Here is a 20322-nt window from a genome sequence, read left to right on the forward strand (position 1 = left end):
ATGCCTTCATTCTTTATCGACAGGCCGATCTTCGCCTGGGTCGTCGCGCTGTTCATCTGCCTGATCGGCGCGATCTCGATCCCGTTTCTTCCGGTCGCGCAGTATCCGATCATCGCGCCGCCGTCGATCGCGATCGCCACCGCCTATCCGGGCGCCTCGCCGGAGAATCTCTACAACAGCGTCACCCGGCTGATCGAAGAAGAGCTGAACGGCGCCAACGGCATCCTCAACTTCGAATCGACCTCGGACTCGCTCGGCCAGGTCGAAATCCTCGCCAATTTCGTACCCGGCACCGACACCGAACTGGCCTCGGTGGACGTGCAGAACCGCATCAAGCGGATCGAGGCGCGGTTGCCGCGCGCCGTGCTGCAGCAGGGCATCCTGGTCGAGGAAGCCTCCAGCGCGGTGCTGCAGATCATCACGCTGAGCTCGACCGACGGCTCGCTCGACGAAGTCGGCCTCGGCGACTTCATGATCCGCAACGTGCTCGGCGAAATCCGCCGTATCCCCGGCGTCGGCCGCGCCACGTTGTATTCGACCGAGCGCGCGCTGCGGATCTGGATCGATCCGGACAGGCTGGTCGGCTACAACCTGACCGCCGACGACGTCACCAAGGCGATCGAGGCGCAGAACGCCCAGGTCGCATCCGGCAGCATCGGCGCCGAGCCCTCGCCGAAGGACAAGAAGACGTCGGCGCTGGTGCTCGTGAAAGGCCAGCTATCCTCGGCCGACGAGTTCGGCGCGATCGTGCTGCGCGCGAATCCGGACGGCTCGACGGTGCGGCTGCGCGACGTCGCACGGATCGAGGTCGGCGGCTTCAGCTACCAGTTCAACACCCGTCTCAACGGCAAGCCGACCGCCGGCCTGTCGGTGCTGATGTCGCCGACCGGCAATGCGCTGGCGACCGCGAGTGCGGTCGAAGCCAAGATGCAGGAGCTGTCGCGGTTCTTCCCGGCGAACATCAAATACGAAATCCCGTACAACATCACGCCCGTCGTCGAAGCCTCGATCACCAAGGTGCTGCACACCCTGATCGAAGCGGTTGTGCTGGTGTTCGTGGTGATGTTCCTGTTCCTGCAGAACATCCGTTACACCATCATCCCGACCATCGTGGTGCCGGTCGCCCTGCTCGGGACCTGCGCGTCGCTGCTGTTGTTCGGCTATTCGATCAACATGCTGTCGATGTTCGGCATGGTGCTGGCGATCGGCATCCTGGTCGACGACGCCATCGTGGTGGTCGAGAACGTCGAACGCATCATGTCCGAGGAAGGGCTGCCGCCGAAGGAGGCGACGCGCAAGGCGATGTCGCAGATCACTTCGGCGATCATCGGCATCACCCTGGTGCTGATCGCGGTGTTCCTGCCGATGGCGTTCTTCCCCGGCTCGGTCGGTATCATCTATCGGCAGTTCTCGGTAACCATGGTGTCGGCGATCGCGTTCTCGGCGCTGATGGCGCTGTCGCTGACGCCGGCGCTGTGCGCGACGCTGCTGAAGCCGGTGACCAAGGGCCATGCCCATGCCGAGCGCGGCGTGTTCGGCTGGTTCAACCGCGGGCTGGACGCCGTTCGCGAGCGCTACTCCAGCGTGGTGCGCTGGAATCTCGGCCGCACCGGTCGTCTGATGGTGATCTATGCGGTGCTGGTCGGCGTGCTCGGCTGGGCAATGGTGCGGATGCCGGGCGGATTCCTGCCGATCGACGACCAGGGCTTCATCACCGTCGACGTGCAGACGCCGGCGGATTCGTCCTACAACCGCACCTACGACGTGGTGAAGCAGGTCGAGGACTATCTGCTGAAGCGCGACGGGGTCGAGAACGTCACCTTCCTGACCGGCTTCAGCTTCCTCGGCCAGGGCATGAACGCCGCGCAGGCGTTCGTGACGCTGAAGGATTGGGGCGAGCGCGACGACAATTCGTCGGCCGCCGCAATCGTCGACGACGCCAACCGCAAACTCGGCGGCATTCGCGACGCGCGGGTGTCGGCGCTGCAGCCGCCGCCGGTCGACAATCTCGGCAATTCGTCGGGCTTCAGCTTCCGGCTGCAGGATCGCGGCCAGAAGGGCTACGAAGCGTTGGTGAAGGCCAGCGAGCAACTCGTCGCCGCAGCCAATGCCAGCCCGGTGCTGCAAAAGGTCTATGTCGAAGGCTTGCCGCCGGCCCCGGTGCTGAACCTGGTGATCGACCGCGAAAAGGCCGGCGCGTTCGGCGTGACCTTCGAGGATATCAATTCCACGGTCTCGACCAACCTCGGATCGGCGTACGTCAACGACTTCCCCAACCGCGGCCGAATGCAGCGCGTCATCGTGCAGGCGGACGCCGCCGGGCGGATGAAAGGCGACGACATTCTCGCCTACACGGTGAAGAACAGCCGTGGCCAGCTCGTGCCGTTCTCCTCCTTCGCGACGGTGGAATGGGCCAAAGGTCCGACCCAGATCGTCGGCTTCAACTACTATCCGGCGATCCGCATCAGCGGCGAGGCGCGGCCGGGCTTCACCTCGGGCGACGCGATCGCCGAGATGGAGCGGCTCGCCGATCAGTTGCCGCGCGGCTTCGGTTACGATTGGACCGGCCAGTCGCTGCAGGAGAAATTGTCCGGCTCGCAGGCACCGATCATTCTGGCGCTGTCGGCGTTGGTGGTGTTCCTGGTGTTGGCGGCGCTGTACGAGAGCTGGACGATTCCGCTGTCGGTGCTGCTGACCGTTCCGCTCGGCATCGCCGGTGCGGTGATCGCGGCGTCGATGCGGTCGCTGCCGAATGACGTGTACTTCACGGTCGGCTTGATCACCATCATCGGGCTCGCCGCCAAGGACGCGATCCTGATCGTCGAGTTCGCCAAGGATCTCCGCAAGGAAGGCAAGACGCTGCGCGAGGCGACGATGGAAGCGTGTCACCTGCGCTTCCGGCCGATCTTGATGACCGGTCTGGCGTTCTGTTCCGGCGTGTTGCCGATGGTGATCGCGCATGGCGCGGGCGGTAAGAGCCAGCAGGCGCTGGGCACCGGCGTGATGGGCGGCATGATCGCGGTGGTGATCCTGGCGCTGCTGATGGTGCCGGTGTTCTTCGTCGTGGTGCAGCGGTTGTTTGCCGGCGATCGTTCCGACGATCCTGTCGGGAAAACCGTGACACACGAGGTTCCGCTGCACCCGCAACTGCCGCACAATCAGGCATAATTTTCGAATCCGAGAGGCAATCGACTGGCGATTCCCGCCCGCGGAAAGCCGGAACCAATCGAATTGCCTCCAGTTGTCCGTCGACAGGTGAACAACTCGACCCCGTCGACAACTGGAGGAATTTCATGAACGGAGACCAACCGATTAGCTGGCTGATGTTCTTCACGCTCGCCGCGGGCGTCGTGATCGTCGGTCTCGCCTTCATCAACTTCATTCGCTCGCGCTCCAACCGTGCGATCGCTGCCGATACTCTCGAAGGCAATGGTTCCGGCCGCGGCGCCGCGGCTGATGGCGCTCTGCCCGAACTCGCCGGCATCGCGGCGTTCGCGTTCATCGCCATGGGTCTGCTGGCGGCGGGCGCCAACTACGCGTCTGGCGATCGCGCCACCGTTCAGGTGAGCGGCCCGGCGTCGCAGTCCGGCACCACCGGTCAGGCCGGCACGACCGGCCAGTCGGGTACCACCGGCATGGCGCAGCCCGAGGGGATTCAGAACGAGCCCAAGCGCTACCAGCCGAGCAATCCGGGCACCGATACTCGTGTCGCGCCGACCGCGTCCGACACCGGCGTCGGAAATTCGCCGGGCTCGACCGGCACGGTGACGAAGTAACCACAGCGTATCGGACGATTTTGAAAGGCCTCGGTCGACAGACCGGGGCCTTTGCTTGGTCCGCAGCCAGACTCTGAGGAGCCCGGCGAAGCCACGCCAATGTCAGAGTGCCTTGTCCGGGTTCTTCGATGGGGCGGGCACAAAAATGGGGGCCGTGGCCCCCGTAGTCAGCCCTGTTTGCAGCAGCATGCCGATCAATGGGTTGCTTCGTATGCGGCCTTCTCTTGCTCCATCAGCGCGACCTTTTCGCCGATCTTGCCGCGCTGTGCGGTGAGCGTGGAGGCGACAGCCGGAGCCGCAGCAGCAGCTTTCAAGGCCTCGTCGTACTTCGACAGATTGCGCTTTTCGCCATCGATCAGGCCCGGCAGCACGCTGCCGTCCAGCCCGTCGAACAGCGATCGCACGTTCATGATCGTGCGATGAACCACGCTCATGAACGAGCCGGAATCGTCGGCGGTTTCGCCGGCGTTGATCAGCAGGCCGGCCAATTCTTCGGCGTTGCCGTGATGCAGCGCGATCATGTCGCGAAACAGCGGCGTCATCCCCTTGCCTTCGGCGTCTTCCAGCGCCTCCTCGTAGCCGTTGCGAGCGTCGATCTCGCTGGTGTGAAGCGTCTTCAGATGGTCGATAATATCTTTGTCCACGTCAGCCTCCATGCTCGGTTAGCGGTGCGCGAGAGACAAACGCTCGGGCACCTGCCGCGCAATAACCGGGAGCAGGAAACTCGGTTCCGGGCAGGAACCACGGCACGGAAAGTTGTTAGTTGCGACGTTCGCCGTCGTGCGGCTCGAGCCCGTAGGGCTTCACCAGGGCCCAGACGTGAGATGGTATCATGTTCTTCATTTTGTGTTTGTAGTGCCGCCGCAGATGCAGAACGGTTTCGACCGCCTTCATCTCGACCCGGGCGCGGGCGAATTCGATGCCGCGCGGGCCGACTTTCGGCATCAGCCATCCCATCAACGGCCGCAGCCAGTTCGGCATGCCGCGCACCGGCAGGCCGCCGGCGGCGAGCTCGGTGTTCTTGAGGAAGCCCTTCACCGGGGCAACCCGGTTGCCGGCGCTGGTCGGCTCGCTGAGCTTGACGTCGTCGCCGAGCAGATTCAGCAGTTCCTCGCCGCGCTCATTGCGCACCAGCAGCCATTGCTCGCCGCGTCCGCCCATATAGCCGACGGTGATGTCGGCCAGCGTGTTGGTGTAGTCGACGCAGGTGCGGCAGGTGATCGGGAAGAAGTCCGGCGGCAGCTTCGAGATCGGCAGCAGCAGGAACGGCACCCGCTTCACCTTGCCGTCGTCGAACCGCATCTCGACATGATAGTCGGCGCAGAATTCCAGATAGGTGATGGTCTCGGGCTTGTCGGACAGCAGATCCAGAAAGCCGTGAAAAGCTTCGGTCGTGGTGTTGTCCGAGCACGGCGTGCCGATCACATACAGCTTTTCGAGGCCGAGCTGATCCTGCAGCCGGCGCAGTGCGTAGATCTGGCAGGGCACGCCGATCACCGCGAGCCGCTTGTAGCCGGCGGCGATCGCCGGTTCGAGCAGCGCCAGCGACGGCGCGTAACCCATCCGCATGCCGCGGCACTGCGCCATGCCTTCCGGCCTGGTCACCAGCACCGGCATCGGCTTCCATTTATCGGACGGATCCGGCGCCATCGCGATCACCGCGTCGACCGCGCCGGTCTCCAGCAGCCGCTGCGCGATCGTGGTGGTGATGCCGGTCCACTGCGCGCCGTCGCGCGGCTGCTTCATCGCTGCCTGCAGCATCCGGCGATACGGGCCGAAGAACGCTTCGTCGCCGGAGGCGCTGTCGCGGGTGCGGCCGTGCACCCGCCGTTCCATCGCCGGATAGTCCGGCTTGATGAACTGGCAGGCCTGACCACACTGCTTCGGATCGCTCATCCGCGACACGCCGCAATCGGTGCACAGCTCGCGCTCCGCCGGCTGGTTCAGCGGCGGTGTCCACAGTGCAGACGGGATGTTGCTGTCGTGCATGGGCGCGTCTTGTAGGAACCGGCCGATGGCCTCGCCATTCGCCTTAAGTTGCTCTCCGATCAATAGAGCCAAAGCCGGGCGACCGATAGATCTGCGTCAAACTCGCGGCCGATCGCCACCAGCCCGACCCGCCGCAGCCGCCGAGGATCGAACGGCACTTCGGTGCGGTGCGGCGTGAAGTCGGCGAACGGAAATTGGACCACCTGCCAGCGCGTCGGCGCCCGGAACGGGTGGCGATAGGATTGCTGCGGCCGCGTCAGATCGGTGGTGCGCAAATGAAGACTGTAGCTCTCGCCGTTGCCGAGCAGCTCTGCGGCAATACCGCGAAAGTCGCCGGCGTCGAAGGCGCCGCCATCCGCCGACAAATCCATTGCGATCTGGATGAAGCCACCGTTGTTCTCGGTCGAGACCGCGCCGCGCATTCTCGCCGCCATCCGGCCCTCGATCTCGACAAGCTGCAGCGTGCCTTGCGAGACGCCGCCCATCACGGTGTCAGTGATCACCCGCCAGTGCCGCTGCCCTGCCGGCCACAGCTCGTGTTGCATCAGCGGATCACCATCGGGAACGTCACCGCGATTGCCCATGCGAACAGCACCGCGTTGGCCAGTGCGCCGGGCAGCGGGTGATTGGTCGCCTTGTAGGTCCAGTTGCTGATCAGGCCGAAGGCGAGGAACAGTAGCAGGATCGCCGGCACGATGATGATCAGGAAGAACAGCTTCTGCAGATTGAGCGCCACCGCGGTGGCAAGCGACGCGAGAAAGCAGAATTTTGCCAGCGCATAGGCGCCGCGCTTGGCGCCCTGGCCATGCGCCATCCACTCGGCGGTGAGGAAATACGGGATCGTGCCGCACGCCACGGCAGCGATCAGAGGGATGCGCGGTTCGATCGGCATGAACGAGAACAGATAGCTGTCCAGCGCGAAGCCGAAGCCGAGGATGTTGTAGCCGATCGCCGCTATGGCCGCGACGACCAGCGCCCCGATCGCGACGCGTGGATGGGCGGGATCCGGCAGGGCGCCGAGCGCTGCCAGCTCCTGCGGGTGAGACCTTGCGGGATGTTGCGCCGCACGACGGCTGCGCAGCCGGATCAGCACCAGGATCGCCGCGGTCAACAGGCCGTACAGCAGGAAGTGCAGCGTCAGGTAATCGCCGAGCAGAATGACGAGAAAGTCGGTCGGTGCCTTCCACAGGATCAAGGGGGTGAGGACGGCGGGAACGATCGCCGCGAGCAGCAGCGGCTTCCACGCCAAACTCGCTCCCATGGGCACCGCCGCGGCCCGCGGCAGAAGCGCCGACAGGGGCCACGCCAGCGCGATCAGGCCGCCGAACAGTAGCGCGAGCCAGATCGGGCGGCGGTCGATCCAGCCGGAGCCGGTGCGGGCGAACGCGTCGTTCATCCAGTGCAGCGTCTCGCGCATCGAGTCCTGGCCGTACAGCACGCCGATGTGTTCGACCCCCGAGGACAACACGAAGCGGCGCGCGGTGCCGTCGGCAAAGCTGCCGTAGGTCCGCCCCGCCACAGCGTTGCCGCCGGCGACCTGATTGACAATGCGCAGACCCTCGTCCTTCAGCATCTGCGGCTCGAGCGCCCCGACGATCACCAGCAGATTGTGCGGCAGGGTCGGGGTCGATTTGCGGGTGAACACCGACACCGCGACCGTTGCGACGATCTCCGGATGCGCTACCGCGTAGGCGACAACGATGTCGGACGCCATCGAATGACCGAGTACGGCGGCGCGGCCGTCGTTCTCCGGCAGCTTGCGGGCGTAGTCGGTGACCCGGCCGAGTTCATCGACCAGCACGCCGGTGATCTTGGTCGGCTCGTCGACGTCGCCGACCATCGTCACCGGATTGCGGCCGTGGCCGGTGAAGTCGAAGGTGACGGCGATATAGCCGTTGCGCGCCAGCGTCTGGGCGAACGGCTGCATCAATTGCTGCGAGCCGGCGAAGCCGTGGGCAATCACCACCACCGGCGCGTTGGTGGCGGAGGGCAGTCGGAACACCGTGACGGGCGTTTCCCCGACTGTCGCGTGACTGATGATCAGCCCGTCCTTGCCGAGCTGCAATTGCCACAGCGCCACGGCAATTGCGACCAGGGCGGCGAGGGCGACGACGATTCGGAGTGGCGTCAGCCGGCGGCGCGTGCCCATCAATCGACGTCCGGGATGTGCTTCTTGCGGATGCGGCGGATCGTCCACCAGATCGACAGCGCGGCGATCGGGACGAAGATCGCCGTCAGCAGATTCGGATCGACCTTGAGCCGTCCGGATTCCGCGGCGCCCTTCACCATGTAGCCGAACAGCCCGACCACATAATAGGTGATCGCCGCGGTCGACAGGCCTTCGACCGTGGTCTGCAGCCGAAGCTGCAGCCGGGTGCGGGCATTCATCGATTTCAGCAGTTCCTGATTCTGCTGTTCGAGCTCGACGTCGACGCGGGTGCGCAGCAGGTTGGCGGCACGGGCGAGCTTGAGGGACAGGTCCGACTGCCGCGCCTCGGTGGTGGCACAGGTGCGCATCGCCGGCTTCATGCGTCGGGCAAGGAACGAAGACCAGGTCGGCAGGCCGCCGACCTTGCGTTCGCCGAGCGTGGCGAGCCGGCCGTTCATGATCTCATCGTAAGCGCGGCTGGCGCCGAACCGATACAGGCTGGCGGCGGCGCCGGCCTCGACCTCGGCGGCGAGTTCGGTGAGCTCCTGCAGCAGCTTGTTGTTGTTGGCGAGGTCGCCGACGCGGCGCATTTCGGCGGTGACTTCGGCGAGGCGCTTCTCGCTCGCGGCGATCGATGGCGCGAGCCGCTGCGCTTCGGGCAGGCCGAGCAGCGCCAGCGTCCGATAGGTCTCGACTTCCAGCACGCGCTGCACCAGGGCGCCGGCGCGCTCCGGAGACATGCCGCGATCGATCACCAGCACCCGGACGAAGCCCGATGGTCCGGGCTGGAAGTCGGTGGCGAACACCGCCATGCCGTCGGAGTTCTCCGCGACCGCGAGGCTGGTGCGATCGAACAGGCGCTCGGGGGAGGTGCGCGGTGGATCTTCCGGCATCGCGTGCAGGTCGACCGCGACCAGCAGAGGGCCGGGCTGCGGCAGCAGCCGCATCGGCGAAGCCAGCGAGGACGCTTCCGGGTGGAACGGCGTTGCGGCCGGGTCGGCCGGAATCTCCCAGGTGTAGGTGGTGAATTCCGAATGCTGCTCCCAACGCAGCATGGTGGTGCCGAAGCGGGCGCGGTGATGCTTCTCGCCGGGTGGCGGCGGCTGCAGTCCGCGCGACTCACAGAAGCTGATCATTGCGGCGCGGTCGGCGGCGGCGCGCGGGCCGGAGGTCTCGAACGCGAAGTGGAGGACGCGCGCCGGCAGGTTGAGCGCAGTGAACGGACGTGCGTGAACTTCGCCGAGAACGATCGCGCGCAATGGATGCGGCGAAAGTCGAACGTCGCCGTCTCCGATCAGAACTTCAGCCGTCATTTCGCTTTTGACCTTGCTCAATATTGCGCCTGGTTGACTTGAGTACCATTGCATGGCGATAGACAGAAGCTGAAAGGTTCCGCGAAAGGCTGTCGCAGGCGCCGGAATTGTCCGAGATCAACGACCCCGGTCCCCCGCCGGGCTTCTACGAGACTTCGGTGTCATCCGTTTGCAATCTGGCTCGGGCTGGTCATAAGGTTCGGCCGAACTTCGCCGCGGGCCCTTCGCGGTTGTCGAATGGAGCGTGTGGTGAAATTTCCCGTCCGTATTGGTACGCGCAAGAGCGTGATGGCGCTTGCCCAGACTGAGGACATCGCCAAGCAGCTACGCGCGGCTGCGAGTGAGCTCGATCCTCACATCATCAAATTCGAGACGGTCGGCGACAGCGATCAGATCAGCAAGCTGCTGCCGCACGGCGGCAAGGGCGGTGCCTTCGTGGCCGAGATCCGCGCCGCGATGCTGCGTGGCGAACTGCATTGCGCGATGCACTCGCTGAAGGACATGCCGGCCAACGAAGAGACGCCCGGGCTGATCGTCGCCGCCACGCTGGCGCGCGATCCGGCCTGCGACTCGCTGGTGCTGCGCAAGGGACTCACCCTCGAAGAGCTGAAGAAGTCTCGCGGCAAGGGCTACACCATCGGCACCAACGCGGTGCGGCGCGCGGCCTATGCCAAGCGGCTGTTCCCGGAAGTCCAGGTGATTCACTTCCGCGGCGCCGCCGACACCCGGATGCGCAAGCTCGACAATGGCGAGAAGCAGCGGATGCCGGACGGCAGCGAGGTCGGTCCCGCCGACGCGCTGATCATGGCCCGTGCCGGCATCGAGCGGGTCGGCTTCGTCGACCGCATCGCTCACGACTTCACGCCGGAAGAAATGCTGCCCGCGGCCGGCCAGGGTATCGTCGCGGTGGAATGCCCCGTGCACGAGTGGAAGACGCGTGAGTATCTGGCGCTGATCGACAATCATCAGTCGCGGCTGTGCTGCGATGCCGAACGCGAAGTGCTGTGGGTGCTCAACGGCCACTGCAACTCGCCGATCGCGGCGCATTCGGTGATCACCGGCGACGCCATGACGCTGCGCGCCTCGGTTCTCGACCTGGAGGGCGGGATGTTCATCGAGGCGGTGAGCACCGGCCCGGCCAATCGGCCCCGCGAACTCGGCCGCACGGTCGGACTCGAACTGCTCGATAAGGGCGCAGCCGCGGTGATCGAAAAGACCCGGCCGGAGTAATCGCAATGGCCACAGTGTTTCCGTTCTCCGCAATCGTCGGCCAGGACGAGATGAAGCTGGCGCTGCTGATCGCCGCGGTCGATCAGAAGGTCGGCGGCGTGCTGGCGTTCGGCGATCGCGGCGCCGGCAAGTCCACCGCGGTGCGCGCGCTCGCGGCGCTGCTGCCGAAGATGAAGACCGTGGTCGGCTGCCGCTACAATTGCGATCCCGACCAGCCCGAGCGCTACTGCGAAGAGTGCAAGGAGAAGGTCAAGCACGGCAAGCTCAAAACCGCGCAGGTGCCTGTGCCTGTGGTCGATCTGCCGCTCGGCGCCACCGAGGATCGCGTCGTCGGCGCGCTCGATCTCGAACGCGCACTGGCCAAGGGTGAGAAGGCGTTCGAGCCTGGCCTGTTGGCGCGAGCCCATCGCGGCTTCCTCTACATCGACGAAGCCAACCTGCTCGAAGACCACCTCGTCGACCTGCTGCTCGACGTCGCCGCCTCCGGCGAGAACGTGGTCGAGCGCGAAGGCCTCAGCATCCGCCATCCGGCCCGCTTCGTGCTGGTCGGCACCGGCAACCCGGAAGAAGGCGAGCTGCGTCCGCAATTGCTCGACCGTTTCGGCATGTCGGTCGAGGTGAAGACCCCGGACACGCTGCCGGAGCGCATCGAAGTGGTGCGCCGCCGCGACGCGTTCGAGAACGATCCGGAAGGCTTCGTCGCCGCATGGTCGAAGGAAGAAGCCAAGCTGCGCCGCAAGATTTCGCAGGCCAAGGAGCGGCTGCCCGACGTCACCGTCAGCGATGCGGCGCTGGAACGCGCCGCCAAGCTGTGCATGACGCTCGGCACCGATGGCCTTCGCGGCGAACTCACCTTGATGCGTGCCGCGCGGGCGCTCGCCGCTCTCGAGCACGACAAGACGGTCACCGATGAACACCTGAAGCGGATCGCGCCCTCTGCCTTGCGGCACCGGCTGCGCCGCAATCCGCTCGACGACGCCGGCTCCAGCGTGCGGGTCGACCGCGCGCTCGCCGAAATCTTCGGATGAGCATCGCGCTCGCATGGTCCGATGCGGTGACCGCGGCGCAGTTGTTCGCGGTCGATCCGGTCGGGACCGGCGGTGTGTTGCTGCGCTCGCGCGCCGGCCCGGTGCGCGACCGCTGGCTCGCGATGCTGCGCGCCGCGCTGCCTCCCGAACAACCCTATAAGCATCTGCCGCTGCATATCGCCGACGGCCGGCTGCTCGGCGGGCTCGATCTGTCGGCGACGCTGCTCGCCGGCCGCCCGGTCGCCGAGCGCGGCCTGCTGTCGGAAGCCGACGGCGGCGTGCTGGTGGTGGCGATGGCCGAGCGGCTGCAGTCCTCGACCAACGTGTATCTGACCGCCGCGATGGATGCGCACGAGACTGCGGTGGAGCGCGACGGCCTGTCGCTGCGGATGCCGGCGCGGTTCGGCGTGGTCGCGCTCGACGAAGGCCTCGAGGACGAGTTCGCGCCGGCCGGTCTGCGCGACCGGCTCGGCTTTCATCTCGACCTCGATCAGTTCGCCTGGCGCGAGACCGACGATTTCCCGATTTCGCTCGACGACATCCGCGCGGCGCGTGCGCGACTCGCCGATATCAAGGTCGAGAGCGAGCAGATCGAGGCGGTGTGCACCGCCGCGGCTGCGCTCGGCATCATCTCGCTGCGCGCGCCGCTGCTGGCAATCCGCGCCGCCAAGGCGAGCGCAGCGTTGTTCGATCGCACCAAGATCGAACAAGACGACATCACGCTCGCCGCGCGCCTGGTGCTGGCGCCGCGCGCCACGATCTTCCCGCAGCCCGAGCAGCCGGACCAGGCCGATGAGCCGCCGCCGCCCGAGCCCCCGCCGCCGGAAGACGACAATCAGGATAATAACGATCAAGAGCAGCAGACACCCGACATCGACAAAGCGCTGGACGAGGTGATCCTCGCCGCCGTCAAGGCGGCGATGCCGCCCGGCGTGCTGGAGGCGATGCGCGCCTCGGCCGGACGCGCGCGCGCCCGCTCCGCCGGCAAGGCCGGCGAGCTGCAGAAGTCGAAGAAGCGCGGCCGTCCGGCCGGCAGCATCCGCGGCGAACTGCGCGACGGGTCCAAGCTCAACGTGATCGAGACGCTGCGCGCCGCGGCACCGTGGCAGCCGCTGCGGCGGCGCCAGGCCGAGGGGCGGAGCGGCAGCGCGCCGCGCATCCTGGTCGAGAAGGACGATTTCCGGATCGCGCGCTTCAAGCAGCGCACCGAAACCATCACAATCTTCGTGGTCGATGCTTCCGGTTCCGCGGCGCTGCACCGACTCGCCGAAGCCAAGGGCGCGGTCGAACTGTTACTTGCTGATTGCTACGTGCGCCGCGACCAGGTGGCGATGATCTCGTTCCGCGGCACCATCGCCGAGATCCTGCTGCCGCCGACTCGGTCGCTGGCGCGCGCCAAGCGCAGCCTCGCCGGCCTGCCGGGCGGCGGCGGCACGCCGCTGTCGGCCGGGCTCGACTGCGCCTTCATGCTGGCGGATTCGATCAAGCGCAAAGGCCAGACCCCGACGGTGATCGTGCTCACCGACGGCCGCGCCAACATCGCACGCGACGGCGCGCCGGGACGACCGCAGGCCGAGGAAGACGCCAAGGCGTCGGCGCGCCAGTTCCGCGTCGCCGGAATCAGCTCGGTGGTGATCGACATGTCGCCGCGCCCGGGGCCGCAGGCGGAAGCTTTCGCCAAGGAAATGGACGCGCGCTATCTGCCGTTGCCGCATGCCGACGCCACCGTGCTGGCGCAGGCGGTCACCGCAGCGACCCGGCAGGACTGACGCCCGAACAGCGTGTCGGTGAAGGCGCGGCGCGTTCAGGCGTCGAGCACGAAGGCGTCGTCGCCGTCGGCGGTCCGACGCGCGGGGGCTGCGGGTGCCGGCGCCTCGACGGACGTGGCGAGCCGTTCGACCCGCGCCTCCACGGTCGAGTTCCGTTGCGGCGGCCGGGCGATCCGCCACTCCAGTTCGCTACGGTTCTGCAACTCGGTGAACTTGACCGCGAAGCCGTCCGGGCGATGCCGGACCACACGGCCGACGCAGCCGCCGACGGCCAGCGGCGTGCCGATCTCCGGTTGCAGGTCGGCAGACACCGCGACACCCGAGATCGACATGTCGATGACGAAGCAGGTGTACGTACTGCCGTCGGCGAGGATCAGGGTAGAATGCGGGCAGGCGGGAACGATCCGTGCCTGTTCCCGCGCGTCCTTGATCTCCGGGTCCAGCATCTTGCGTTCCAGCCAGCTCAGCTGATTGGACAGCCGCTCCCGCATCGCGCGGGTCACCGCCAGTTCCAGCAGGAATCCGCCCGGCAGGGTGTCGCTGATGTGGCCTTCGAGCTTGCCGAATTCGCTGAAGTAGGACGAGATGTGGTCACCGACGCGGCCGATCACCGGAACGTCGACGATCATCCGGAACGGCGAAACCCGGCTGGTGCGGCAGGCGAATTGCCGCAGCTTGCCGTTCTGATCGTACCAGTTCGCGAGCGAGTAGTTCCCGCCGACCGTGACGTTGACGGCACGCTGCTTGAGAAATCGCTGGACTGACACGGCGTTCTGCCCCTCGGGTAAATACCTGTCGAGTAGTAACCTACTCGCCGCCTCCAAGGTCTTCAGGATTGCTCATTTCACGCCAATGATTCCAAGCTTGGTTATCGAAATCTTGTTGCTGCGCCGGTGTTTGTTCCGAAACGTGGAACTTCGCGCCGCGCGCTGCTGCGCCGAACTAACTAACCCGTGTTGAAAGCGTGCGCTGTGCGCCCAAACGCCCGAGAGTTGCAGCCGGTGCTGGCCGCAATCTTCGAAAACGAAAAGGACCGGCGCGGGGTGCTCCGGTCCTTTCGACGTCGCCGGATCGTAGAAGACGGGAAAGCGCGCCTCAGACCTTGTAGTCGCGGACGCGCTTGATCATCTGCTCGACATGCGCGATCGATGCGTCGGGCGTGATGCCGTGGCCGAGATTGAAGATGTGACGTCCGGCCGAGAAATTGTGCAGCACGTCGTCGACCGCCTGATCGAGCGCCGAGCCGCCGGCGATCAGCAACAGCGGATCGAGATTGCCCTGCACCGCGACCTTGGTCTGCACTTTCTCACGCACGAAAGCGGGCTCGGCGGTCCAGTCGATACTGACGGCGTCGACCCCGGTGCGCTCGACGAAGGCCGGCAGCAGCGCGCCGGCGCCGCGCGGGAAGCCGATGATCTTGGTGCCCGGCTTGACCTTGCGGATGCCCTCGACGATCCGGCGGGTCGGCTCGATGCACCACTTCTCGAATTCGCGCGGCGGCAGGATGCCGGCCCAGGTGTCGAAGATCTGCAGCACGTCGGCGCCGGCCTCGAGCTGCTTCAGCAGATAGGCAATCGAGCTCTCGACCAGTACGTCGATGATCTTGGCGAACGCGCCGGGGTGCTGATACGCCATCAGCCGTGCCGGATGCTGATCCGAGGTGCCCTGGCCGGCCACCATGTAGGTCGCCACCGTGAACGGCGAGCCGCAGAAGCCGATCAGCGTGGTCTCCGGCTTCAGCTCGCGGCGGACGATGCGCAGCGCCTCGAACACCGGCTCGAGCTTGGACAGATCGATCGCGTTGTTCAGCGTGCCGACCAGATCGGGCGAGTTCAGCGGGTCGAGCCGCGGGCCTTCGCCGACCTCGAACCGCACCGAGCGGCCGAGCGCATAAGGCACCACCAGAATGTCGGAGAAGATGATCGCGGCATCGAAGCCGAATCGCCGGATCGGCTGTAGCGTCACCTCGGCGGCGAGCTCCGCGTTGAAGCACAGATCGAGGAAACTACCGGCTTGCGCCCGCGTTGCGCGGTATTCCGGCAGGTAACGTCCGGCCTGCCGCATCATCCACATCGGAGGAGAGGCCTGCCGGTTGCCGGAAAGCACTTCCATGAACGGTTTGGTCACCAGATTCTGTGTCAAGAGAGCTACCCACTGTTGTACGACAAGTCTTCTTGACGGTCTGATACACTGCGCGCACCGTCTTGACCACGCCGACCTGCGGCGGAGATGCCGCGAATAGGAATTTCGAGATGAATGCAACCGCACCCACCCCCGCATCGTCCGAGACGCTCAGCGGAAATCCGGCGCTGCCGCCGCCGGTCCCGGGCGAGCGTCACGACATCGACAGTTTCGGCGGTCGGCTGACCTACTGGTCCGCGGCGCCGGCGGAGCCGACGTCGCAGCCGCCGTTGCTGCTGATCCACAGCGTCAACGCCGCAGGCTCGGCCTACGAGGTCCGGCCGATCTTCGAGCACTACGCGCGGAGCCGGCCGGTTTATGCGCTCGAATTGCCGGGCTTTGGTCATTCGTCGCGCGCAAAGCGTCAATACACCATTCGGATGATGACGGATGCGGTGCATTCCGTCGTCGCCGAGATTCAGAAGGCGCACGCCGACACGCCGATCGACGCGCTGGCGCTGTCGCTCGGCAGCGAATTCCTCGCCCGCGCCGCGAGCGAAACGCCGCAGGCGTTCCGCAGCCTGGCGCTGGTGGCGCCGACCGGATTCGACAAGAAGAACCAGCGCTGGACCCAGGGATCGCGGGCGATTCCGTGGCTGCATGCCTTCTTCGAAAATCCAGTGTGGAGCGAGGGCATCTTCAAGTTGCTGACGATGAAACCGGTGATCGCCTGGTTCCTGAAGAAGGCGTTCGGCTCGCCCAGCATCGATCAGGGCATGCTCGACTACGACTATCTGACGACGCATCAGCCCGGAGCCCAGCACGCGCCGTATTATTTCGTCGCAGGCTATCTGTTCAGCCAGGACATCCTGCGGATCTATCAGGACCTGCCGATGCCGGTGTGGTTCAGCCACGGCGTGCGCGGCGACTTCGTCGACTACACCCTGAAGACCACGGTGGAGGGCCGGCCGAACTGGACCGTCACGGTGTTTCAGACCGGTGCGATGCCGCATTTCGAGGTGCCGGGCGAATTCATGCGGGCCTATGACGAGTTTCTCGGCCGGGTGACCAAGACCGGGACCTGAGGCTGCCGCGATGTCCGACCTGGTCTGGAGTCGCGACGGCCTGGATTGGCCTCATCGCGAGGCCAGCCGCTTCGTCGAAGCCGGCGGCTTCCGCTGGCATGTGCAGCGCATGGGATCGCCGGCCGCTCCGGCGATCCTGCTGATCCACGGCACCGGTGCGGCCTCGCACTCCTGGCGCGGCCTGGCGCCGCTGCTGGCGCGGCATTACCACGTCGTCGCGCCGGATCTGCCCGGGCACGGCTTCACCCAGGCGCCGCGCGGCCATCGGATGTCGCTGCCCGGCATGGCATCCGACCTCGCCGCGCTGTTGCGCGTGCTCCAGGTCGCGCCGCAATGGGTCGTTGGACATTCGGCGGGCGCGGCGATCGGCGCGCGAATCTGCCTCGACGGCGCGATCGATCCGAAAATCCTGTTCAGCCTTAACGGCGCGTTCCTGCCCTATGGCGGCCCGGCGGCGAGTTTCTTCTCGCCGCTCGCCAAGATGCTGGTGCTGAATCCGTTCGTGCCGAGCCTGTTCGCCTGGCAGGCCGGGCACCGCGGCGCGGTCGAACGGCTGATCGGCAACACCGGCTCCACCATCGATCCGGCCGGCATCAAGCTCTACGGCAGGCTGGTCTCCAGCCCGCATCACGTTGCCGCAGCGCTGCGGATGATGGCGAACTGGGATCTCGAACCGCTGTTGAAAGCGTTACCCCATCTGAAGCCGCTCCTGGTGCTGGTGGCGGCCGAGGGGGACCGCGCGATCCCACCGTCGGTGGCGGTCAAGGTCCGGGAAATCCTGCCGAAAGCCGTAATCGAACGGATTCCGGCGCTCGGCCATCTGGCCCACGAAGAGCGTCCGGCGCTGATCGCCGCCCTGATCGAACGCTACGCGGAAAAACCGGAGAATATCGAATAGATCAAAGACGGCTTGTCAGGATCTGCTTACAGATTGCCGCTAGCCCTCTGTCAATTTTTTGTTACAGTGGTACCCATGCTCGATCCTGGCCCCAATCCTGCTCCCCGTCTTCCTCGCGATCATGCCCCGCATGCGGTGGTGATCGGCTCTGGCTTCGGCGGCTTGGCCGCGGCGGTGCGGCTCGGCGCCAAGGGGTATCGAGTAACCGTCCTGGAAAAGCTCGATAAGGCCGGCGGCCGCGCTTACGTTCATAAGCAGGACGGCTTCTCGTTCGACGCCGGGCCGACCATCGTCACCGCGCCGTATCTGTTCGAAGAACTGTGGAAGCTGTGCGGCAAGCGGATGTCGGACGACATCACCTTGAAGCCGATGTCGCCGTTCTATCGCATCCGCTTCGACGACGGCACGCATTTCGATTACTCCGACGATCGCGACGCGGTGCTCGATCAGATCGCGAAGTTCTGTCCGGACGACGTGCCCGCCTACGACCGCTTCATGGCGGCCTCGCACGAGATCTTCAAAGTCGGCTTCGAGCAGCTTGGCGATCAGCCGTTCAGCCATTTCACCGACATGCTCAAGATCGCGCCGGCGATGATCAAGCTGGAGAGCTATCGCAGCGTCTACGGCCTGGTTGCCAAGCACTTCAAGGATCCGAAGCTGCGGCAGGTGTTCAGCTTCCATCCGCTCTTGATCGGCGGCAACCCCTTCATGTCGAGCTCGGTGTACTGCCTGATCACCTATCTCGAAAAGCAGTGGGGCGTGCATTCGGCGATGGGCGGCACCGGCGCGCTGGTCGCCGGGCTCGTCAAGCTGATCGAAGGCCAGGGCAACGAGATCCGCTATCATCAGGACGTCCGCCAGATCCTCGTCGAGAACGGCACCGCCTGCGGCGTCAAGCTCGCCGACGGCGAAGTCATCAAGGCCGATATCGTGGTGTCGAACGCCGATTCGGCCTCGACCTATCGCTATCTGCTGCCGCCGGAGACGCGCAAGCGCTGGACCGACGCCAAGATCGAGAAGTCGCGCTACTCGATGAGCCTGTTCGTCTGGTACTTCGGCACCAAGCGCCGCTACGACGACGTCAAGCACCACACCATTCTGCTCGGGCCGCGCTACAAGGAGCTGATCAGCGACATCTTCAGCCGCAAGGTGGTCGCCGACGATTTCAGCCTGTATCTGCATCGCCCGACCGCGACCGATCCGTCGCTCGCGCCTCCCGGTTGCGATACGTTCTACGTGCTGTCACCGGTGCCGAATCTGCTCGGCGACACCGATTGGCACACGAAGGCCGAGACCTACCGCGCCTCGATCGCCAAGATGCTCGGCGCGACGGTTCTCCCGGATTTGGAAAACCAGATCGCGACCTCCAAGATCACGACGCCGCTCGATTTCCAGGACCGCCTGTCGTCGTTTCGCGGCGCGGCTTTCGGTCTGGAGCCTGTGCTGTGGCAGAGCGCCTGGTTCAGGCCGCACAATCAGAGCGAAGACGTCAAGCGGCTTTATCTCGTCGGTGCCGGAACGCATCCCGGTGCCGGCCTGCCCGGGGTGCTGTCCTCGGCGCGGGTGCTCGATGCGCTGGTCCCTCCGGCCGACAGTCTGGTGACATCATGAGTCTGCAATCCGATATGTTGGCCCAATCCGACATGCTGGCCTGCCGCGAGATGATCAAGGAAGGCTCGCACACCTTCCACGCGGCCTCCAAGGTGCTGCCGCGGAGGATCAGCGATCCGGCAATCGCGCTGTACGCGTTCTGCCGCGTTGCCGACGATGCGGTCGATCTCGGCCTCGATCGCGCCGCCGCCGTCGAAGTGCTGAAGGACCGGCTCGATCGCGCCTGCCGTGGCGTGCCGCGCGCCTATCCGTCCGACCGCGCCTTCGCTGATGTGGTGGCGCGGTTTTCGATTCCGCCGGCGATTCCCGAGGCGCTGATCGAGGGCCTGGAGTGGGACGCGCAGGGCCGTCGCTTCGAAACGCTGTCGGACCTGTATTCGTATTGCGCGCGCGTCGCCGGCACCGTCGGCGTGATGATGACGCTGGTGATGGGTCAGCGCAAACCCGACATCGTGGCGCGTGCCTGCGATCTCGGCTGCGCGATGCAGCTCACCAACATCGCCCGCGATATCGGCGAGGATGCGCGCAACGGCCGTATCTACATGCCGCTGTCGTGGATGCGAGAAGCCGGGCTCGATCCGGAAACCTGGCTCGCCAATCCGCAATTCACGCCGGAGATCGCCGGCATCGTCAAGCGGCTGATCGACACCGCGGACGCGCTGTACGATCGCGCCACGCTCGGCATCGCCAACCTGCCGCGGTCCTGCCGTCCCGGCATCTTCGCGGCGCGCGCACTGTATGCCGAGATCGGCCGCGAGGTCGAACGCTCCGGCCTCGACTCGGTGTCGAGCCGCGCGGTGGTCTCGACCGGCCGCAAGCTCGCCGTGCTGGCGCGGCTGCTGGCGTTCCAGGAAACCGAATGGGCGCCGGCGAAGTATCTCCCGGCCAAGTTCGGCGACATGGAAGAGACCAAGTTTCTGGTCGACGCGGTGATCGCGCATCCGGTGCGCGAACTGCCGCCGCGCCAGAAGGTCAAGCCGATCGAGCAGAAGGTCGCCTGGCTGGTCGACCTGTTCACCCGCCTCGAACGCCGTGATCAGATGCTGCAACGCAGTAGGGTGTAGTTAGCGGATCTCCGTCTCAATTTCGTCATGGCCGGGCCTGTCCCGGCCATCCGCGGTTGCGCCGACATTTGTGGCGCATGGTTCGAGACGGCGCTGCGCGCCTCCTCACCATGAGGACATCGCGCGTAGCGACACTCCACGAATCTCAATTGGGCCATCCTCTCGCTTCGACCTCATCCTGAGGAGGCCGCGTAGCGGCCGTCTCGAAGGATGAGCCGCGCGCTCCCTGAGCGGGCTGCTCCGCTCAAACGCAACTGATTTGCAAAAACTCTCGAAGCCGCCACACTGG

General features: G+C 65.8%; 16 protein-coding genes. 9 read left to right on the forward strand and 7 right to left on the reverse strand.

Features of this window, described 5'->3' with window-relative positions:
* Together DWA33_RS10500 and DWA33_RS10505 are read left to right on the forward strand one after the other, a co-directional pair.
* Complete coding sequence (locus DWA33_RS10500) at window positions 1–3168, forward strand: multidrug efflux RND transporter permease subunit (protein ID WP_114358029.1); 3168 nt, start codon at window positions 1–3, stop codon at window positions 3166–3168.
* Between the two features lie 125 nt (window positions 3169–3293).
* Complete coding sequence (locus tag DWA33_RS10505; protein ID WP_114358030.1) at window positions 3294–3776, forward strand: hypothetical protein; 483 nt, start codon at window positions 3294–3296, stop codon at window positions 3774–3776.
* A 194-nt stretch (window positions 3777–3970) separates the two neighbouring features.
* Here the strand turns inward: DWA33_RS10505 and DWA33_RS10510 are convergent, their stop codons facing one another.
* From DWA33_RS10510 to DWA33_RS10530, 5 genes are all read right to left on the reverse strand, one after another.
* Window positions 3971–4420: a PA2169 family four-helix-bundle protein gene (locus tag DWA33_RS10510; protein ID WP_114358094.1), complete on the reverse strand. Its 450-nt coding sequence runs from the start codon at window positions 4418–4420 to the stop codon at window positions 3971–3973.
* A 115-nt stretch (window positions 4421–4535) separates the two neighbouring features.
* Complete coding sequence (locus DWA33_RS10515; RefSeq protein WP_114358031.1) at window positions 4536–5765, reverse strand: Coenzyme F420 hydrogenase/dehydrogenase, beta subunit C-terminal domain; 1230 nt, start codon at window positions 5763–5765, stop codon at window positions 4536–4538.
* A 59-nt stretch (window positions 5766–5824) separates the two neighbouring features.
* Window positions 5825–6310 (reverse strand): CIA30 family protein, encoded by a 486-nt coding sequence (locus tag DWA33_RS10520; RefSeq protein ID WP_114358032.1) that lies wholly within the window; start codon window positions 6308–6310, stop codon window positions 5825–5827.
* Entirely contained in the window at window positions 6310–7914 is a 1605-nt protein-coding gene (locus tag DWA33_RS10525) for an alpha/beta hydrolase (protein WP_114358033.1), read from the reverse strand. Before DWA33_RS10525 ends, DWA33_RS10520 begins: the two co-directional genes overlap by 1 nt.
* Window positions 7914–9227 (reverse strand): DUF3422 family protein, encoded by a 1314-nt coding sequence (locus tag DWA33_RS10530; RefSeq protein ID WP_114358095.1) that lies wholly within the window; start codon window positions 9225–9227, stop codon window positions 7914–7916. The genes DWA33_RS10525 and DWA33_RS10530 overlap by 1 nt, the downstream gene beginning before the upstream one ends.
* A gap of 237 nt (window positions 9228–9464) precedes the next feature.
* Between DWA33_RS10530 and hemC the strand changes: the two genes are divergently transcribed.
* The 3 genes from hemC to DWA33_RS10545 are packed head-to-tail and all read left to right on the forward strand — an operon-like array spanning window position 9465 to window position 13254.
* Window positions 9465–10457 (forward strand): hydroxymethylbilane synthase, encoded by a 993-nt coding sequence (hemC, locus tag DWA33_RS10535; protein ID WP_430707871.1) that lies wholly within the window; start codon window positions 9465–9467, stop codon window positions 10455–10457.
* A gap of 5 nt (window positions 10458–10462) precedes the next feature.
* On the forward strand, window positions 10463–11485 hold the full coding sequence (gene bchI, locus DWA33_RS10540; RefSeq protein WP_114358034.1) for a magnesium chelatase ATPase subunit I: 1023 nt from the start codon (window positions 10463–10465) through the stop codon (window positions 11483–11485).
* Window positions 11482–13254 (forward strand): magnesium chelatase subunit D, encoded by a 1773-nt coding sequence (locus DWA33_RS10545; RefSeq protein ID WP_114358035.1) that lies wholly within the window; start codon window positions 11482–11484, stop codon window positions 13252–13254. The genes bchI and DWA33_RS10545 overlap by 4 nt, the downstream gene beginning before the upstream one ends.
* A 35-nt stretch (window positions 13255–13289) precedes the next feature.
* On the opposite strand, the gene DWA33_RS10550 is transcribed toward DWA33_RS10545, so the two are convergent.
* Both DWA33_RS10550 and hemE read right to left on the reverse strand, forming a co-directional pair.
* Entirely contained in the window at window positions 13290–14021 is a 732-nt protein-coding gene (locus DWA33_RS10550; RefSeq protein ID WP_114358036.1) for a PilZ domain-containing protein, read from the reverse strand.
* A gap of 328 nt (window positions 14022–14349) precedes the next feature.
* Window positions 14350–15366, reverse strand: a complete 1017-nt coding sequence (gene hemE, locus DWA33_RS10555) for a uroporphyrinogen decarboxylase (protein ID WP_181902398.1) — start codon at window positions 15364–15366, stop codon at window positions 14350–14352.
* 140 nt (window positions 15367–15506) lie between these two features.
* On the opposite strand from hemE, the gene DWA33_RS10560 reads away from it, so the two are divergent.
* From DWA33_RS10560 to DWA33_RS10575, 4 genes are all read left to right on the forward strand, one after another.
* On the forward strand, window positions 15507–16460 hold the full coding sequence (locus DWA33_RS10560) for an alpha/beta fold hydrolase (RefSeq protein ID WP_114358037.1): 954 nt from the start codon (window positions 15507–15509) through the stop codon (window positions 16458–16460).
* 10 nt (window positions 16461–16470) lie between these two features.
* Window positions 16471–17358 (forward strand): alpha/beta fold hydrolase BchO, encoded by an 888-nt coding sequence (gene bchO, locus DWA33_RS10565; RefSeq protein WP_114358038.1) that lies wholly within the window; start codon window positions 16471–16473, stop codon window positions 17356–17358.
* A 75-nt stretch (window positions 17359–17433) separates the two neighbouring features.
* Entirely contained in the window at window positions 17434–18969 is a 1536-nt protein-coding gene (locus DWA33_RS10570; RefSeq protein ID WP_114358039.1) for a phytoene desaturase, read from the forward strand.
* On the forward strand, window positions 18966–20033 hold the full coding sequence (locus DWA33_RS10575; protein ID WP_114358040.1) for a phytoene/squalene synthase family protein: 1068 nt from the start codon (window positions 18966–18968) through the stop codon (window positions 20031–20033). Before DWA33_RS10570 ends, DWA33_RS10575 begins: the two co-directional genes overlap by 4 nt.
* Window positions 20034–20322 lie beyond the last annotated feature (289 nt).

The organism is Rhodopseudomonas pentothenatexigens, from assembly GCF_900218015.1.
In the GTDB taxonomy this organism is placed as follows: domain Bacteria; phylum Pseudomonadota; class Alphaproteobacteria; order Rhizobiales; family Xanthobacteraceae; genus Rhodopseudomonas; species Rhodopseudomonas pentothenatexigens.

Excerpts from the sequence above, each read along its gene's own strand:
- DWA33_RS10505 (WP_114358030.1), top strand. The coding sequence starts at position 3,294 with ATGAACGGAGACCAACCGATTAGCTGGCTGATGTTCTTCACGCTCGCC.
- DWA33_RS10530 (WP_114358095.1), bottom strand. The coding sequence starts at position 9,227 with ATGACGGCTGAAGTTCTGATCGGAGACGGCGACGTTCGACTTTCGCCG.
- bchO (WP_114358038.1), top strand. The coding sequence starts at position 16,471 with ATGTCCGACCTGGTCTGGAGTCGCGACGGCCTGGATTGGCCTCATCGC.
- hemC (WP_430707871.1), top strand. The coding sequence starts at position 9,465 with ATGGAGCGTGTGGTGAAATTTCCCGTCCGTATTGGTACGCGCAAGAGC.
- hemE (WP_181902398.1), bottom strand. The coding sequence starts at position 15,366 with ATGGAAGTGCTTTCCGGCAACCGGCAGGCCTCTCCTCCGATGTGGATG.
- bchI (WP_114358034.1), top strand. The coding sequence starts at position 10,463 with ATGGCCACAGTGTTTCCGTTCTCCGCAATCGTCGGCCAGGACGAGATG.
- DWA33_RS10560 (WP_114358037.1), top strand. The coding sequence starts at position 15,507 with ATGAATGCAACCGCACCCACCCCCGCATCGTCCGAGACGCTCAGCGGA.
- DWA33_RS10545 (WP_114358035.1), top strand. The coding sequence starts at position 11,482 with ATGAGCATCGCGCTCGCATGGTCCGATGCGGTGACCGCGGCGCAGTTG.
- DWA33_RS10525 (WP_114358033.1), bottom strand. The coding sequence starts at position 7,914 with ATGGGCACGCGCCGCCGGCTGACGCCACTCCGAATCGTCGTCGCCCTC.
- DWA33_RS10515 (WP_114358031.1), bottom strand. The coding sequence starts at position 5,765 with ATGCACGACAGCAACATCCCGTCTGCACTGTGGACACCGCCGCTGAAC.
- DWA33_RS10570 (WP_114358039.1), top strand. The coding sequence starts at position 17,434 with ATGCTCGATCCTGGCCCCAATCCTGCTCCCCGTCTTCCTCGCGATCAT.
- DWA33_RS10520 (WP_114358032.1), bottom strand. The coding sequence starts at position 6,310 with ATGCAACACGAGCTGTGGCCGGCAGGGCAGCGGCACTGGCGGGTGATC.
- DWA33_RS10500 (WP_114358029.1), top strand. The coding sequence starts at position 1 with ATGCCTTCATTCTTTATCGACAGGCCGATCTTCGCCTGGGTCGTCGCG.
- DWA33_RS10575 (WP_114358040.1), top strand. The coding sequence starts at position 18,966 with ATGAGTCTGCAATCCGATATGTTGGCCCAATCCGACATGCTGGCCTGC.